The 14899-nt window shown below is 64.4% G+C and carries 16 protein-coding genes, 1 tRNA gene and 1 pseudogene; 11 read left to right on the top strand and 7 right to left on the bottom strand.

From position 1 onward, the window contains the following. Positions 1-280: 280 nt before the first annotated feature. Together AC5P6X_RS16095 and AC5P6X_RS16090 are read right to left on the bottom strand one after the other, a co-directional pair. On the bottom strand, positions 281-577 hold the full coding sequence (locus tag AC5P6X_RS16095) for a Rid family hydrolase (protein ID WP_239503561.1): 297 nt from the start codon (positions 575-577) through the stop codon (positions 281-283). Between the two features lie 70 nt (positions 578-647). Then, positions 648-1025, bottom strand: a complete 378-nt coding sequence (locus tag AC5P6X_RS16090; RefSeq protein ID WP_308304453.1) for a hypothetical protein — start codon at positions 1023-1025, stop codon at positions 648-650. Between the two features lie 388 nt (positions 1026-1413). On the opposite strand from AC5P6X_RS16090, the gene AC5P6X_RS16085 reads away from it, so the two are divergent. The 3 genes from AC5P6X_RS16085 (at position 1414) to AC5P6X_RS16075 (ending at position 3837) form a co-directional block, all read left to right on the top strand. Continuing rightward, on the top strand, positions 1414-1875 hold the full coding sequence (locus tag AC5P6X_RS16085; RefSeq protein WP_049449698.1) for a GNAT family N-acetyltransferase: 462 nt from the start codon (positions 1414-1416) through the stop codon (positions 1873-1875). A 60-nt stretch (positions 1876-1935) separates the two neighbouring features. Next, a complete protein-coding gene (locus AC5P6X_RS16080) occupies positions 1936-2550 on the top strand; it encodes a DJ-1/PfpI family protein (protein ID WP_088436191.1) in 615 nt (204 codons plus the stop codon). A 66-nt stretch (positions 2551-2616) separates the two neighbouring features. Next, positions 2617-3837 carry an amidase family protein gene (locus AC5P6X_RS16075; RefSeq protein ID WP_197592046.1) on the top strand — a complete coding sequence of 407 codons (1221 nt, stop codon included), beginning with the start codon at positions 2617-2619 and terminating at the stop codon, positions 3835-3837. 142 nt (positions 3838-3979) lie between these two features. Here AC5P6X_RS16075 and AC5P6X_RS16070 read toward each other — a convergent pair whose 3' ends face one another. Continuing rightward, positions 3980-4555, bottom strand: coding sequence for a hypothetical protein (locus AC5P6X_RS16070; protein ID WP_237827220.1), 576 nt, complete (start codon positions 4553-4555; stop codon positions 3980-3982). Positions 4556-4608: 53 nt separating this feature from the next. Here AC5P6X_RS16070 and AC5P6X_RS16065 point away from each other — a divergent pair. After that, positions 4609-4922, top strand: a pseudogene (locus AC5P6X_RS16065) (hypothetical protein). A 93-nt stretch (positions 4923-5015) separates the two neighbouring features. Here AC5P6X_RS16065 and AC5P6X_RS16060 read toward each other — a convergent pair. Continuing rightward, positions 5016-5092, bottom strand: a tRNA-Arg gene (locus tag AC5P6X_RS16060). A gap of 183 nt (positions 5093-5275) precedes the next feature. On the opposite strand from AC5P6X_RS16060, the gene amaB reads away from it, so the two are divergent. The 7 genes from amaB to AC5P6X_RS16025 all read left to right on the top strand — a co-directional run bounded on the left by amaB (position 5276) and on the right by AC5P6X_RS16025 (position 11980). Next, positions 5276-6808, top strand: a complete 1533-nt coding sequence (amaB, locus tag AC5P6X_RS16055) for an L-piperidine-6-carboxylate dehydrogenase (RefSeq protein WP_005413146.1) — start codon at positions 5276-5278, stop codon at positions 6806-6808. Further along, complete coding sequence (locus AC5P6X_RS16050) at positions 6808-7647, top strand: SDR family NAD(P)-dependent oxidoreductase (RefSeq protein ID WP_329756771.1); 840 nt, start codon at positions 6808-6810, stop codon at positions 7645-7647. The genes amaB and AC5P6X_RS16050 overlap by 1 nt, the downstream gene beginning before the upstream one ends. A 219-nt stretch (positions 7648-7866) precedes the next feature. Next, entirely contained in the window at positions 7867-8151 is a 285-nt protein-coding gene (locus AC5P6X_RS16045) for a DUF4190 domain-containing protein (protein WP_005413144.1), read from the top strand. A 4-nt stretch (positions 8152-8155) separates the two neighbouring features. Continuing rightward, entirely contained in the window at positions 8156-8926 is a 771-nt protein-coding gene (locus AC5P6X_RS16040) for a class I SAM-dependent methyltransferase (protein WP_164255506.1), read from the top strand. Between the two features lie 8 nt (positions 8927-8934). Then, entirely contained in the window at positions 8935-9990 is a 1056-nt protein-coding gene (locus tag AC5P6X_RS16035) for a quinone-dependent dihydroorotate dehydrogenase (protein ID WP_164222138.1), read from the top strand. A gap of 8 nt (positions 9991-9998) precedes the next feature. Continuing rightward, positions 9999-11060, top strand: a complete 1062-nt coding sequence (gene murB, locus AC5P6X_RS16030; RefSeq protein WP_329756769.1) for a UDP-N-acetylmuramate dehydrogenase — start codon at positions 9999-10001, stop codon at positions 11058-11060. A gap of 32 nt (positions 11061-11092) precedes the next feature. Then, a complete protein-coding gene (locus AC5P6X_RS16025; protein WP_164222172.1) occupies positions 11093-11980 on the top strand; it encodes a DMT family transporter in 888 nt (295 codons plus the stop codon). A gap of 153 nt (positions 11981-12133) precedes the next feature. Here AC5P6X_RS16025 and AC5P6X_RS16020 read toward each other — a convergent pair whose 3' ends face one another. The 3 genes from AC5P6X_RS16020 to AC5P6X_RS16010 all read right to left on the bottom strand — a co-directional run bounded on the left by AC5P6X_RS16020 (position 12134) and on the right by AC5P6X_RS16010 (position 14895). Beyond that, positions 12134-13174, bottom strand: a complete 1041-nt coding sequence (locus tag AC5P6X_RS16020) for an aminoglycoside phosphotransferase family protein (RefSeq protein ID WP_164222142.1) — start codon at positions 13172-13174, stop codon at positions 12134-12136. A 99-nt stretch (positions 13175-13273) separates the two neighbouring features. Further along, a complete protein-coding gene (locus tag AC5P6X_RS16015; protein WP_108270050.1) occupies positions 13274-14308 on the bottom strand; it encodes a DUF418 domain-containing protein in 1035 nt (344 codons plus the stop codon). Then, complete coding sequence (locus AC5P6X_RS16010) at positions 14305-14895, bottom strand: TetR/AcrR family transcriptional regulator (RefSeq protein WP_108270051.1); 591 nt, start codon at positions 14893-14895, stop codon at positions 14305-14307. Before AC5P6X_RS16010 ends, AC5P6X_RS16015 begins: the two co-directional genes overlap by 4 nt. Positions 14896-14899 lie beyond the last annotated feature (4 nt).

Here is a 14899-nt window from a genome sequence, read left to right as displayed (position 1 = left end):
TAGAGCGAGGGTGCGGAATGCCGAATGGTTCACCAATAAGCCACGGACGCTGTTCCTGCTTACTCTGTCTTGGATTGCCTGCGCAGTGGGGCTTGTTCTTTCAGTAGCACCCTTCTGAGGACTGAGCCCTGCCGTCGTGATGGCGGTGGGGCTCACATTTCGTCATGAGGGCTGCGCCCTACAGCGCCAGTGCTCTCTCGCCTGAATCGACAGGTCACCCTCGCGGCCTCCGGCGCGGACGTGGCGGATGAGGCGCGTACGCCCCCATCCGCTCCTGTCTTCAGCTCTGGACTTCTGCCCGGAAGGCAATCTCGATCAGCTGCTCTGGGAAGGCCAGCGCCGGGACCCCAATCAGGTTACTGGCAACCTGCGGCACCGGCTGACCATACACGGCCGGCCGGACCTTGCCGCTGGCCGCGAACGCGGTCGGAACGTCGATAACGAACAACGTTTCCTCGACCACGTCAGCCAGCGACCCACCCAACTCTGCCAGCAGCACTTGCGCGTTCTCGTAGGTGCGCCTCATCTGGGCTTCCATGGTGTCGAAGCTGGCGGTCTTGCCATTGCTGGCGCTCATCGTTGCTCTCTCTGGTGAAAGGGCAAGTCTGACGGGCAAGCAACGTCGACCGCCTCCCCTGAACGGGGCATCAGATTCGATCTCGGAACAGCTGCTCTCTACCTGCCCCGACCCACGCCTTCATGGGATCTCTCGCCCTTGGCTTGGTCTCCTTCTGCGGTCGGCGTGGCTCCAGCGCTTCCTTGATTCGCGCCACCTCCACTGTCCCGGCCTCCGCCAGGCGCCAGGCCTGTTGCCGTTGCTCGCGGGTCGGCGGCAGGCTGGGCAGTGGCGGGGGCACCTGGATCGGCGTGCTGTCGGTCAGCCGGGCAACGGCCTCACGCAGAGGCAGCTCGGGATACAGTCTGGCGGCGCACCAACGCGCGGCGTAGCGCTTCGCCTGCCTGACATTGGCGGCGCGGATTTCCTTCACTTCCCAGAACTTGCAGCTCTCCAACCAGAGGCGCACCCCAAGGCCGCCATCGGGTTCGACGCCGGCCGTCCCGCGGCCGTTGTATCAGAGCGCCCAGCGCTCACCCGTCTGGACCCAGCCAAAGGGAATCGGGGCGGTGCGGAAACCTTGGTAGCGGTGCGAGGGAAGCATGGCCGGAAGCATACGGCCGGGCGTCGCAGATCCTGCGAACGCGCTGGTCGCGTGGCTGAGCAGTTCGGAAAGAGCCCAGCGCGATGACCCCTTGTGGCAGCGTAGTGAGGGTCCTGCTGGCCGCAGGCACCGCAGACACGTGCGTCGGCCGTGCGCGCCGCTACCTCCAGCCGCGAGCAATTTCGTTCAATACGACTTGACGAGCCGGAGTCAAAGTTGGACGACCGAAGTCTGCGGAATGTGCTTAGTGAGTATGAACATTAGTTTGAGGCAGGTAACAAAGAGCAACTGGGTCGATATCATCAATTTGGAGATCTCCAAAGACCAAGAACAGTATGTGGCGCTCAATTCAGAAGCACTGGCCGCTTCAAAGTTCTTTGAGCACTACGTCAATCGAGCAATCTATTTGGATGAATGCCCGGTCGGATTCCTTCAGTACTATCCGAACCATGAGAACGGCCATCCAAATGAAATTTTCATCGATCAGCTCATGATCGATATCGGGCGGCAAGGCGAAGGGATGGGCACCATAGCAATTGCCCTTGCTATCGAAGAGATTGCTCAGCTTGACGAGTACACCAGCATCTCGGTATGCCATGTCCCCGGCCATGACGTAATGCAAAGATTCTTCAAACGATTCGGGTTCGAAGTCGTCGAGCAAGATGAATTCGAAGAAGTCGTTATGCGGCTGCAGCTGACCCCTCGCTCAAGCTGAAGGCGAAGGCGAAGGCGAAGGCGAAGGCGAAAAGACAATTAGTAATTTCAGGAAGCAATTTTGAAGACCATAGCGCTGATCACTTTCGATAACTTCACCGATATCGACCTTTTTTTAATGTGGGACATTTTGGGCAGGAACACAGACGACTGGAATGTGCGAATCTTAGCCGCAAGCCCTAGAGTTCGGTCCTCCAATGGTCTGTTCATCACGGTTCACGGCCCCCTTTGCGAAGCAAATCGAGCGGACGTGGTATTGATTGCAAGCGGAAAGCAGGGCATTCCAGACGCCCTTAGCGACCCCAACTTCTTGCCTTCCCTTAAGCTGGATCCGTCCAAGCAGTACATCGGTTCAATCTGCGCGGGAGCTTTCGTTCTCGAGAGCCTTGGACTGCTGCCAACCCGACGTGCGACGACGCACCCAGACGCTCGCGGAAGCCTGGAAGCCCTGGGGGTCGAGCCGATTGACAGCCCCCTGGTTTGCCATGGACGGGTTGCTACGGCCGGAGGCTGCCTCGCAGCACTGTACCTGGTTGGCTGGGCAGTCGAATCCCTGTTCAACGCCGACAAGCGCCGCGCCACGCTGCAGACTGTACTTCCGACCGGTCAACAGGAGATGTTCCAAGGTCTAATCGATGCAACCGTGCAAGAAGGCATGCGAGGCAGTCTAGGCTAAAAAAAGCAGGAGCTGGCCAGCGAATCAAAGCGGCAACGGCCGACATCGCACTTACACGATTTGCATATGAAGTTGAAGCAAGAAATGGAATCTGGCGAACATACAAACGCCTTTCTTTCCAAAGGTGATATCAGAACCACTCTAGCGGGCATGCTTAGCGGCGTGACGTTCTCTGTGAAGGACAACATCGACGTAGCCGGCCTGGTTTCCTCATACGGCTCACCAGATTGGCTAAGTGAACACCCCGCTGCGTTGCACAACGCAGTCTGTGTGGACCTAGCTCTCGCCGCCGGTGCTCGATATGTGGGCAAAGTTGTCGCAGATGAGTTCACCTACAGCCTGGAGGGGCAGAACCAGTTCTTTGGAACCCCGCTAAACCCTAAAGCTCCGGACCGAATTCCGGGCGGCTCTTCAAGCGGATCAGCCGCGTCCGTTGCGACTGGCTCCTGCGATTTCTCGCTAGGCACCGATTCAGGCGGCTCGATACGGGTTCCTGCAAGCTTCTGTGGTGTATGGGGAATACGGCCATCCCTTCACCGAGTGTCCGAAGCAGGAGTTCTCCCCTTCATGCCGAGCGTCAGTACAGTCGGGGTCATCGCCAGCGGGCTTGATGTGCTGATCAAGGCAATGCAGGCGATATCCCCTGCCCACGTTGAACCCCAACAAGCAGTTCAACGACTTGTCGTGCTTGAAGACGCAATGGACATTGCTGACGAAGATGTGCGAGCTACTGGATATGCCACTCTGGAGACACTGTCTCGCGCGTCTGGCGTCAGCCTTGAGGTTCTTCGCTTCAGTGACATCACCAATGAAGACCTTCCACTCGAAGCATGCAACCTTCGCGCGCTACGTAATATCCAAACAGCCGAAGTTCAAAGCACGCTCGGCACTTGGATTGACCACCACAAGCCGCAGATGGGATACGGCTTTTCACAGGCCTATGCGAATGTAGTGAGCTTTGATCGGACGTCTCTTGCCCAAAGCTGGGAGCTCAGGGAGTTACTGCACCGCAAGATAAACACCTTCTTCAGGCCGGGTACGCTCATCTGCTTCCCGACAACACCCTTTGCCGCACCACTGAAGAACAGCCTGACAACTCTGGACTCAGTACTGGATTTTTACGATAGAACCATGGCTATTACAGCATTCTCGGGTGTCGCCAGGCTACCTGAGGTCTCAGCGCCTCTTCTGTCCGTAGATCATCTTCCGGTGGGACTCTCGTTCGCTGCAGGAAACGGACAAGACGCATTCCTACTCAGCGCGTTGAATCAGCTGACAGCCTCCTAGCAAAGGACAGCGGGCCACCGACTGCAGGCCTACCGGGTCAGCCGCGCGGTGAACACGCCGCGGAACAACGGCGACTGCTGCAGCAGGTCGCATAGGCGCGCTTCAATCGAACCCCAGCGGCATCTCGGCACGTTGCAACCGGTCAGTAGTTCTTCACATCCACGGCCATCACGATCCCGACCACGGCCTGATTTGGCGAGCCGCCTGTTCCGATCTTCGGAATGGTGATGGCGTTACCGAACAGGCCGTGTTTCCCACTGACGCCCTGCCCGTCCCCGATTCCCATCACGGTGAAACTGTTCTGGAAAGTGCTGGTGGCAGGGGCGCAGATCACCCCGGCGACCGTCTTGCCGGTGAAGTCAGGGAACCTGCCCTCTCCCATACCACCATTGGGAAAGACGCCGCCCACACCGATGATCCGCATGGGCTTTGCGCCCAGCGCATAAGTCAGACGGCCGTTCGCATCCCACAATGCCAGATACTGCGCATCCTCGTTGGCGGGGCGATCGAACACGTAGGCCCAGCCCTGCAGACGCGCGGGCGTGTTCGTCCACAGCGTCAGCCTGAACTGGTTTGCGCCGATCTCCTGAAACTGCGGGAAGAATGGGTAAAGGTCGCTGATGAATGCAACCATCGGAGCCTCGGCATTGATCACCATCTCCGCATACTTCCAGTTGCCTCCGTCATCGACCTTGGCGGCACCATTGACGCCGCGCAAGCGGCCTACCTCCTGGAAAAGCTCCATGACCACATGGAGGAGTGCACCAAGCCATGACCCAGGAACATATCAGCCACCCGGAGGGGGTTGCCGAACTGCGCCGTGCGCCTCCGCCGGCGGTGGCCACCGAGTCGAGTGCGCCTGCAGGTCGACCAGCAAGCATGCCGACCCAGACAAGCCCATCGCCGCATGGCGCCGGCTCAACCGTCCCGAGCGCAGCGCGCGCCCAGCTGCGGTCATGGCCGGAGTGCCATTGCGAAGGGTGCAGATTCTGGCCGGCCATGCCGATTACGCCACGACCGAGAAGTTCTACGCCCATCTGACGCCTGAGGGCGACGATGGCGCGGTGGCGAAGCTCAGGTACTGAGCAGGAGCGCTGGGACTACTGGGACCAAATCCTGTGGATATGCGGGAAACAGTGGGAAATGCTCACCACTGAGTCCGCCTAAGTTATTGATTGTGGTGACCCCGGCCCGATTCGAACGGGCGACCTTCCCCTTAGGAGGGGGACGCTCTATCCAGCTGAGCTACGGGGCCATGCAGCCGGGAAGTTTACAGGCAACACACCCTGCGCTCCAAGCATTCGTGCTCCACACGGCGGCGCTGGCGCGTTGCACCATGGCCGGACAGGCCGCTCTGCTACCATCGGCGATTCAGTTCATCGCGCCCCCCACCTGCCCGCGATGGCACCAAACAACGTAACGAAACACAGGAGTCTGCATGTCTTCCGAGCTGCTCAAGTCCCTTGGCCTGGACGCGATCAACGCTGGCACGTACCTGGGCAACGGGGAGTGGTCGAGCGCGACCAGCGGTGAGCTGATCACCCCGGTCAACCCGACCACCGGCGAGCCGATCGCGCAGGTCCGCGCGACCACCGAGGCCGAGTACGAGACCGTCGTCGCCCGCGCCCAGGAAGCCTTCAAGGTCTGGCGCACCACGCCGGCCCCGCGCCGCGGTGAAGCCGTGCGCCTGTGCGGTGAAGCGCTGCGCAAGCACAAGGATGCGCTTGGCTCGCTGGTCGCCTTGGAAATGGGCAAGAGCAAGCCGGAAGGCGACGGCGAAGTGCAGGAGATGATCGACATCGCCGATTTCGCCGTGGGCCAGAGCCGCATGCTGTACGGCTACACCATGCATTCCGAGCGCCCCGGCCACCGCATGTACGAGCAGTACCACCCGCTGGGCCTGGTCGGCATCATCTCCGCCTTCAACTTCCCGGTCGCGGTGTGGAGCTGGAACTCGTTCCTGGCCGCCATCTGTGGCGATGTGTGCATCTGGAAGCCGTCCAACAAGACGCCGCTGACCGCCATCGCCTCGCTGAAGATCTGCAACGACGCCCTGCGCGAAGCCGGCTTCCCGGACATCTTCTTCCTGATCAACGATGCCGGCACCGCGCTGTCGGAAAAGATGGTCGATGACCGCCGCGTGCCGCTGATCAGCTTCACCGGCTCGACCCAGGTCGGCCGCACCGTCAACGAGAAGGTCGCGCGCCGCCTCGGCCGCTGTCTGCTGGAACTGGGTGGCAACAACGCCATCATCCTGGACGAAACCGCCGACCTGAAGCTGGCCGTGCCGGGCATCGTGTTCGGCGCTGTCGGCACCGCCGGCCAGCGCTGCACCACCACCCGCCGCCTGATCGTGCACCGCTCGATCTACGCCGACGTGCTGGCCACTCTGGTCAAGGCCTACAAGCAGGTCGAAGGCAAGATCGGCGACCCGACCGATGCGGCCAACCTGATGGGCCCGCTGAACAGCGACGGCGCCGTGCAGCAGTTCCTCGATGCCATCGCCCAGGCCAAGGCTGCCGGCGGCACCATCGAAACCGGCGGCACCCGCATCGACCGCGCCGGCAACTTCGTGCTGCCGGCGATTGTCTCCGGCCTGAAGAACAGCGATGCCGTGGTCCAGCACGAGACCTTCGCGCCGATCCTGTACGTGATGCCGTACGACACCCTCGATGAAGCCATCGACATGCAGAATGGCGTGCCGCAGGGCCTGTCGTCCTCGATCTTCACCCAGAACCTGAAGACTGCCGAGAAGTTCCTGTCGGCCGCTGGCAGCGACTGCGGCATCGCCAACATCAACATCGGCACGTCCGGTGCGGAGATCGGTGGCGCCTTCGGTGGCGAAAAGGACACCGGCGGTGGCCGCGAGTCCGGTTCGGATGCGTGGAAGGTCTACATGCGCCGCCAGACCAACACCATCAACTATTCGGACTCGCTGCCGCTGGCCCAGGGCATCAAGTTCGATCTGTGATGGCAGACGTTTCTGCCATGGCTGCGGGTCAGAGCCCCTCCGGGGATCTGACCCCTGCCCAGGGCCGGATCCCCAATGGGGCTCCGACCCTCGATTTCACCGGTCGCCGCGTGCTGATCGCTGGCGGCAGCAAGGGCATCGGTCGTGAAATGGCGCTGGCATTCGCCGGCGCCGGTGCGCAGGTCTCGGTCTGCGCCCGCGGCCAGGCCGGACTGGATGCCCTGCGCGCCGATGCGCAGGCACAGGGCACCCCGCTGCATACCGTCTCCGCCGATCTGGCCGATGCCGGCCAGATCCAGGTCTGGCTGCAGGCCGCAACCGGTGCACTCGGCGGCATCGATGTGCTGATCAACAACGCTACCGGCTACGGCATGGCCGACGACGAGGATGGCTGGGCCGCCAGCCTGCAGATCGACCTGATGGCGGCGGTACGGGCCTCGCGCCTGGCACTGCCGTGGCTGCGCGCATCCAGCGATGCCTGCATCCTCAACCTGTCCTCGATTGCCGCACAGCAGCCACGCCCCGGTGGCGCGCCCTACGCCGCCGCAAAGGCCGCGCTGTCGCACTACACCACGTCGCAGGCATTGGCGCTGGCCAAGGACCGGATCCGGGTCAACGCCATCGCCCCCGGTTCGATTGAATTCGATGACGGCCTGTGGGATCGCCGTCGCACCGAAGATCCGGCGCTGTACCACGGCACCCTGGCGAAGATCCCGTTCGGCCGCTTCGGCCATCCGCGCGAAATTGCCGACGCCGCCCTGTTCCTGTGCTCGCCGCTGGCGCGCTGGGTCACCGGCAGCGTGCTCAACGTGGATGGCGGCCAGGTGTTGATGGGCTGATACCGGCACTCCGGTAGCTGCCAACCTTGGTTGGCATGCCTTTCGTCGACCAAGGTCGACGCCTGCCCTGCTGAAATACCCTTTGTCGACCAAGGTCGGCGCCTACCAGGGCTAGCACCTCGTTCGCCCACCAGGGTCCACGCCTGCCATCGCATCCGCCGGGCATGGGATTGCTTGGGCAGAGGCACTATCATGTGCACACTGCCAAGGAGGACCCCGATGAGCGTGGCACCCCGACAGACAAGCGCCCTGGCCGTGGTCAGCCTGGTCATGGGCATCGCCAGCTGGACCGTCCTGCCCTTCGTGGCCAGCATCGTGGCCATCATCACCGGCCACATGGCCCGCGCCGAGATCCGCCGCCGCCCGCATGAACTGGAAGGCGATGGCCTGGCCGTCACCGGCCTTGTGCTGGGCTGGGTGATGGTCGGCGCCGTGCTTGCCGCCATTCTGGTCTTCATCCTGTTCTTCGGTGGCCTGGCGTGGCTGGCCGCGGTGTCGAACTGACGCCATGACCACCTCCGACAGCACTGAACGCTTCAGCAGCCGCGTCGCCGCCTACGTCCGCTACCGGCCCGATTACCCGCCCGCGCTGCTGGACTGGCTGCACGGCCCGATGGGCGTCAGCCACCAGGCGCTGGTGGCCGACATCGGCGCGGGAACCGGCATCTCCAGCCGTCAGTTTCTGGCCAGCGATCATCCACTGGTGGCGGTCGAGCCGAATGCCGCCATGCGTGCCGCCGCCGAACACTGGCTGGCACCCCAGTACCCGCGTTTCTCCGCCGTCGATGGTCGCGCCGAGGCCACCGGCCTGGACGATGCCAGCGTCGATCTGGTCAGCGTGGCGCAGGCCTTCCACTGGTTCGACACCGTGGCGGTGCGCGCCGAGTGGCAGCGCATCCTGCGTCCAGGTGGCCTGGCACTGATCTACTGGAATTCGCGTCTGCTCGATGCCAGCCCGTTCCTGATCGGCTACGAACAGCTGCTGCTGGACTACGGCACCGACTACACCGCCGTGGCCGAGCGCTACCAGGACGATGCCACCATGCAGGCCTGGTTCGGCCCCGGCCTGCGCGGCATGGTAGAGCTGCCGAACGTACAGCATCTGGACTTCGATGCCCTGCGCGGGCGCCTGCTGTCCTCCTCCTACGCACCCCAATCCGGTCATCCTCGCCACGCGCCGATGATCGACGCCTTGCAGGACCTGTTCGCCGCCCACGCGGTCGACGGCCAGGTCGCTTTTGAATATCGAACCCGAGCCTTCCTCGGCACGCTGGACTGAACCGACGCATGTATTCGCTTGCCCGCCCCTTCCTGTTCTCGCTCGACGCCGAGCGCGCCCACGGCCTCGGCCTGTCCGCACTGGACCTGGCCTATCGCACCGGCACCACGCCGCTGCTGGCCGCACGCATCGCGCCGATGCCGAGCACCGTGTTCGGGCTGACCTTCCCCAATCCGGTCGGCCTGGCCGCCGGCCTGGACAAGAATGGCGAGCACATCGATGCATTGTTCGCGCTGGGTTTCGGCTTCGTCGAAATCGGCACCATCACCCCGCGTCCGCAGGCCGGCAACCCGCAGCCGCGCCTGTTCCGGCTGCCGGCGCACAATGCGATCATCAACCGCATGGGCTTCAACAATGCGGGCGTGGACGCGCTGGTGCGCAACGTCGAACGCGCGCGCAACCGTCGCGGCCTGCTCGGCATCAACATCGGCAAAAACAAGGACACCCCCAACGAACAGGCGGTGGACGATTACATTGCCTGCCTGGACAAGGTGTATCCGCTGGCCGACTACATCACCGTCAACATCTCCTCGCCCAACACTGCCGGCCTGCGTGAACTGCAGGAGGAAACCGCGCTGCGCCAGCTGGTCAGCCAGTTGCGCGACCGCCAGGAAGCACTGGCCGCGCAGCATGGCCGCCGGGTCCCGATGCTGGTGAAGGTGGCACCGGACCTGAGTGACCGCGACATCGATGCCGCCGCGCGCGTGCTGGGCGAACTGCAGGTGGACGGCGTGATCGCCACCAACACCACCATCGACCACAGCAAGGTGGCCGGCGATCCGCTGGCCAACGAGGCCGGCGGCCTGTCCGGTGCGCCGGTGCTGGAGCAGTCCACCCTGGTGCTGCGCCGCCTGCGCTCGCGCCTGCCCGAATCGGTACCGCTGGTGGGTGTCGGAGGCATCCTGTCCGGTGCCGATGCGGTGGCCAAGATGGCCGCAGGCGCGGCGCTGGTGCAGTGCTACAGCGGCTTGATCTTCCGTGGCCCGGCGTTGGTCTCCGAATGCGTGGAGGCGATCCGTCGCCGCCGCGAAGCGCCGAGCCGCGGCGCGGTGGCCCCACTGTGAGCGCGCCCATGGATACCGTCGACGGCAACGCCCCGCTGCGCTGGACGCTCACCCGCAATGCGCCGCTGCAGGCGCTGAACACCTTCCACGTGCAGGCCAGCGCCGCGCAGCTGCTGGAACTGCACGATGCCGCACTGCTGCCGGAAGTGCTGGCATTGCCCGAAGTGGCCAGCGGTCCCCTGTTGGTACTGGGTGCCGGCAGCAACGTACTGATCGCCGAAGACCTGCCGGGCACCGTGCTGGTGTTCGGCAACCGTGACATCAGTTTCCTGGAACACCGCGCTGACCACGCAGTGATCCGCGCCGGGGCCGGCGTGCCCTGGCATGGCCTGGTGATGTGGTCGCTGCAGGAAGGCCTGTCCGGCCTGGAGAACCTGGCGTTGATTCCCGGAACGGCCGGTGCCGCGCCGATCCAGAACATCGGTGCCTATGGCGCGCAGGTCGGCGAGTTCATCCAGGCCGTTGAAGCCTGGGACTGCCAGGAGCAGGCCTGGGTGCGGCTGGACAACGAACAGTGTGGCTTCGCCTACCGCGACAGCGTGTTCAAGCAGCAGCCCGATCGCTACCTGATCACCGCCATCGAGCTGAAGTTGCCGCTGCTGCACGACCTGCGCATGGACTATGCCGGCATCCGCGAGGAACTGCAGGCACAGGGCGTGGGGCTGCCCAGTGCCGTGGACGTGGCCAATGCGGTGATCGCGATCCGCCGCCGCAAGCTGCCCGATCCGGATGTGCTGGGCAACGCCGGCAGCTTCTTCAAGAACCCGGTGCTGCCACTGGAACAGGTAGACGTGCTGCTGCAGCACTTCCCCGAGCTGCCGGTGTTCCCGGCCGAACAGGACGACAAGCGCAAGGTCTCGGCGGCATGGATGATCGAGTCCTGCGGCTGGAAGGGCTTCCGCGAAGGCGATGCCGGCGTTGCGCCGAGCCACGCGCTGGTGCTGGTCAACCACGGCAACGCCACCGGTGCTGAGCTGCTGGCGCTGGCGCGACGCATCTCGGCCTCGGTGCTGGAAAAGTTCGGCGTGCCGATCGAACCGGAGCCCCGCCTGCTCGGCGCACAGTGGTGAACACCCCCGCCCTCTCCCCCAGCGCCACCCCGATGCGGGCGGCGCTGCTGATGCTCGGCAGCACGATGGCATTCGGCCTGATGGCCGTCGCCATCCGCTACGCCACCCGGTACGTACCAACCCAGGAAGTGGCGTTCTTTCGCAATGCCTTTGGCCTGCTCGCGTTGCTGCCGATGCTGCTGCGCCCCGGCCATGCACCACTGAAGACGCAGCAGCTGCCGCGTTATTTCGTGCGCAGTGCGATTGGCCTGGGTTCGATGCTGTGCGCATTCTGGGCACTGGGCCATCTGCCACTGGCGCAGGCGGTTTCCCTCTCGTACTCCACGCCGTTGTTCGTCACCATCGCCGCCGTGCTGTGGCTGGGCGAGACCGTGCGTGTACGCCGCTGGGCCGCGGTGGTGGTTGGATTCATCGGTGTGCTGGTGATCGTGCGCCCCGGTACCGCCGGCTTCACCGCCGGCAGCCTGGTAGCGGTGGCAGCCGCCGTGCTCAGCTCATTGGTGGCGATCCAGATCAAGCAGCTGACCCGTGTCGACAGCGCTGACACCGTGGTGCTCTACACCTACGTGTTCTGGGTGCCGCTGTCGCTGGTCCCGGCACTATTCGTCTGGGTCTGGCCCTCCGGCATGGCGTGGCTGTGGCTGCTGGCCACCGGCGTGCTGGGCACCGTCGGTCAGCTGCTGTGGACGCGGGCGTTGCGGCTCGGTGAAGTCTCGGCGCTGACCCCGATCAGCTTCCTGCAGCTGCCGCTGGTAACGCTATGCGGCTGGCTGCTGTTCAACGAAAGCGTGGATCGCTGGACGCTCATCGGTGCCGGCATCATCCTCGCCGCCAACGCCTACATCGCCCACCGCGAAGCCGTGTTGTCGCGCCGCGCCGCAAGCGCGGCGGCCTCGGCAGCGGCCAAGCCCGCCGAATGAAAGCCATCTGCATGGACAAGCCATGGGGCCTGCACAGGCAAGCCACGGGTCGTGCATGGACAGGCCATGGGTAGAGTCGACTGTTAGTCGACTGCTTTTCGTTCGGAGCGGGCAGAAACCGCGCTGCGCGCGATAGTCGACTAACAGTCGACTCTACCCGGGGAGATCCTGGCAACGGCCTGGAAGCTGATCCAGCGCGCGATATACCCGCTCCGCCGCATCGAACACATTGCCCGGTGCGAACTGCTCCCCCAGGTAGTGCAGTGACTGCCGGCGCAGCTGCGGCGATCGGTCCTCTCCGTCACTGCCCAGCAGCACCTGCTGGAACTCGATCAGGTCCTGCAGAATGCGCCAGTGCCGGTACCAGGCGATCCAGCGCGGATCACCGCGGTCGCTGCCGTAGCCCTCCTCGAACCCCAGTGGATTCTCGCGACCCCAGCGCCCGCCAACAGCGGCACCGATGAACATCAGGTCACGCTCGCGCGGGGCCAGCGACAGACCATCCCAATCGATCAGGTGCAGGCCCCCGTCATTGCCCATCAGCAGGTTGCCAGCATGCAGATCGGTGTGGCACAGATGCAGGTCTACCGGCGCGTCCTGCAACGCCGCGAGCAGCTCCCGTGCCTGCGCATGCAGCGCCGCGATGCGCGCATGCTGCTGGTCCCATACCGAAACGAATGCGCGACCCAGCCCGTCCTTCGCGGCCGCCAGGCCCTCGCCGGCCAACCATTGCCCGACGGTCTCCAGCGCCGCGGTTTCCAGCCGTACGATCGGCAGTGCCTGCTGCAGTTCCGCTGGCAACTGCGCGCCATGCAGGCGCCGCAGCACCTCCCCCAGCCGTTTCCACTGCGTGCGGCTCAACGCCGCCTCGAACCCGGACTGACCTTCCACATACGGGAACAGGGTGAACTGCAATCCCCAGCGCTGCACAGACGCACCACCGGTCAACGCCGGCCACGGCGCGACGATCTCATCGATACCCAGCGTGCCGCGCATCCAATGCAGGCTGTCCCACACCGCTGGGGCGACCTGGTAGGTACGGCATTTCAACCACCACTGCCCGTGCCGCGCATCGACGCGATACACGCTGGCATTGGCGTCGGCGCCCACCGGGCGTGGCACCACGGCGGTGGGGGTGATGCCATAGGATTGTTGCAGGACTTCGCCGAGATGCTGCGCCGAAGCGAATGACATGGATGCAAGCAGAAAGTGTTACCTGCCACCACTATCGCAGATGCGTTCGCCGCGGCACAGACATGTCCGTCACAACATCGCTTCAGTACGACCAGGGAACTAGCCTGCGATGCGCCGCATCACCGTCTCCAGCGGGCCGCGTGCGAACTGCCACGACCATAGCCAGGCCGCGCCCGTCGCCAGCATCAGGAACAGCAGCGCCCACAGCAGCACCGATGCGAGCGACGCGCTGCCATCGAGCAGGCCCAGGCTTTCCAGCGTGCCCATGCCCAGCAGGATGTGGCCCACATACAGGGTCAGGGTCATGCGTCCGGCCGCTGTGAACGGCTCCAACCAGTCACCCGGTCGCACACGCGCCAGCCACAGGCAGGCGGCGATGACACTGCAGGCCGCACCCGCACCCGTAAGCACATAAGCCGGTCCCGGCGGCATCGGCTGCGTTCCCAGCCACACCTGCCAGGGCGTTCCCTGCGCAAGCTGCTGCACGCCATGTCCAGCCCCGATCAACAGCAGCCCCAGCACCAGCAATGCATGCTGTACCCGCGGCTGCGACAACTGAAGCCGTGCCAGCAGCATCCCCAGCAGGAAGAAGCACAGCCACGGCATCAACGGGTGGAAGCCATTGAACAGCAGGTTGCGGGCCGCGCCCGGCCATTGCCACAGGCCGGCATATTCCAGCGTCTGCCAGTTCCAGCCTTCGCTGTAGTTCCAGTGCAGCAGCGCCCAGAACGAACAGGCGGCAATGGCCACGATGCTGGCCAGCAGCACGCGCGGCGAGGCACGCAGCCAAAGCACCGCCAGCGCGAAATACACCGCGTAGTAGTGCAGGATGTCGGCCGGGAACAGGGTCAGGTTGAGCAGGCCCAGCACCATCAGGAACAGCGCGCGCCTCCAGGTCTGCACGCTGGCCGGCCACCCCCCTTGCCGCTGCGTGGCCAACACCAGGCCCAAGCCAGCCAGCGTAACGAACGTCGCCGAAGCCTTGCCTTCCAGAAAGTGGAAGAAGCCTGCCAACCATCCGGCGCCCTCTGCCGGCACGGCCATCGCCAGGCGGAAGTTGACCAGCACCATGCCGGCCAAGGCCAGGTAGCGCGCCAGATCAAGGCCGTGCAATCGCCGGTCAACGGCACTCATGCGCGCGCCCCGAGCAGCAGCGCGAGCAGGCCAAGATCCAGCGAAGCCTCATCGCCGCCACCGGCTTCGCCCAGCCCCCGACGCAGTGCATCGCTTTCAATGGCATCCAGCAGCACCTGCGCCTGCACTGCCGGGGCCAGCACGGGACGCCGGCGTTCGCGCTGTGCCACCTGCTGCAGGGCTTCGGCCAGGACCGCCTGCAACTGCCTGCGATTGGCCGCAAATGCCTCGGCTACGGCCGGATTGCGTGCGCTCTCGGCCAGCACTTCGACGGCGAGCGTCGCCCATTCCGGCTGCCGGCACAGTGCGTGGAAGTCCCGAAGGAAAGCCAGCACCTGTGCGCGCTCGCCTTCGGACGCGGCCAGTCGCTGCAGCAACGGTGCCAGCTCTTCGCTCTCAGCCACCGCCACGGCAAGGATGATCGCTTCCTTGCCCGGGAAGTGGTTGTAGAGATTGCCCAGGCTGACACCGGCCGCCTGCGCGATGTCACGCATGCTGGTCTGGTGGAATCCCTTCGCGAGGAAGCACTGCAGGGCGGCCTGCAGGATCTGCGCGATGCGTTGCTCGTTGCGGTCGGCTCGGCTCATGCGC

This window comes from Stenotrophomonas sp. YJH_SMC_40 (assembly GCF_059368615.1).
The sequence above is the reverse complement of the archived record's forward strand: the minus strand, read 5'-3'. Positions and strand labels throughout refer to the sequence as shown.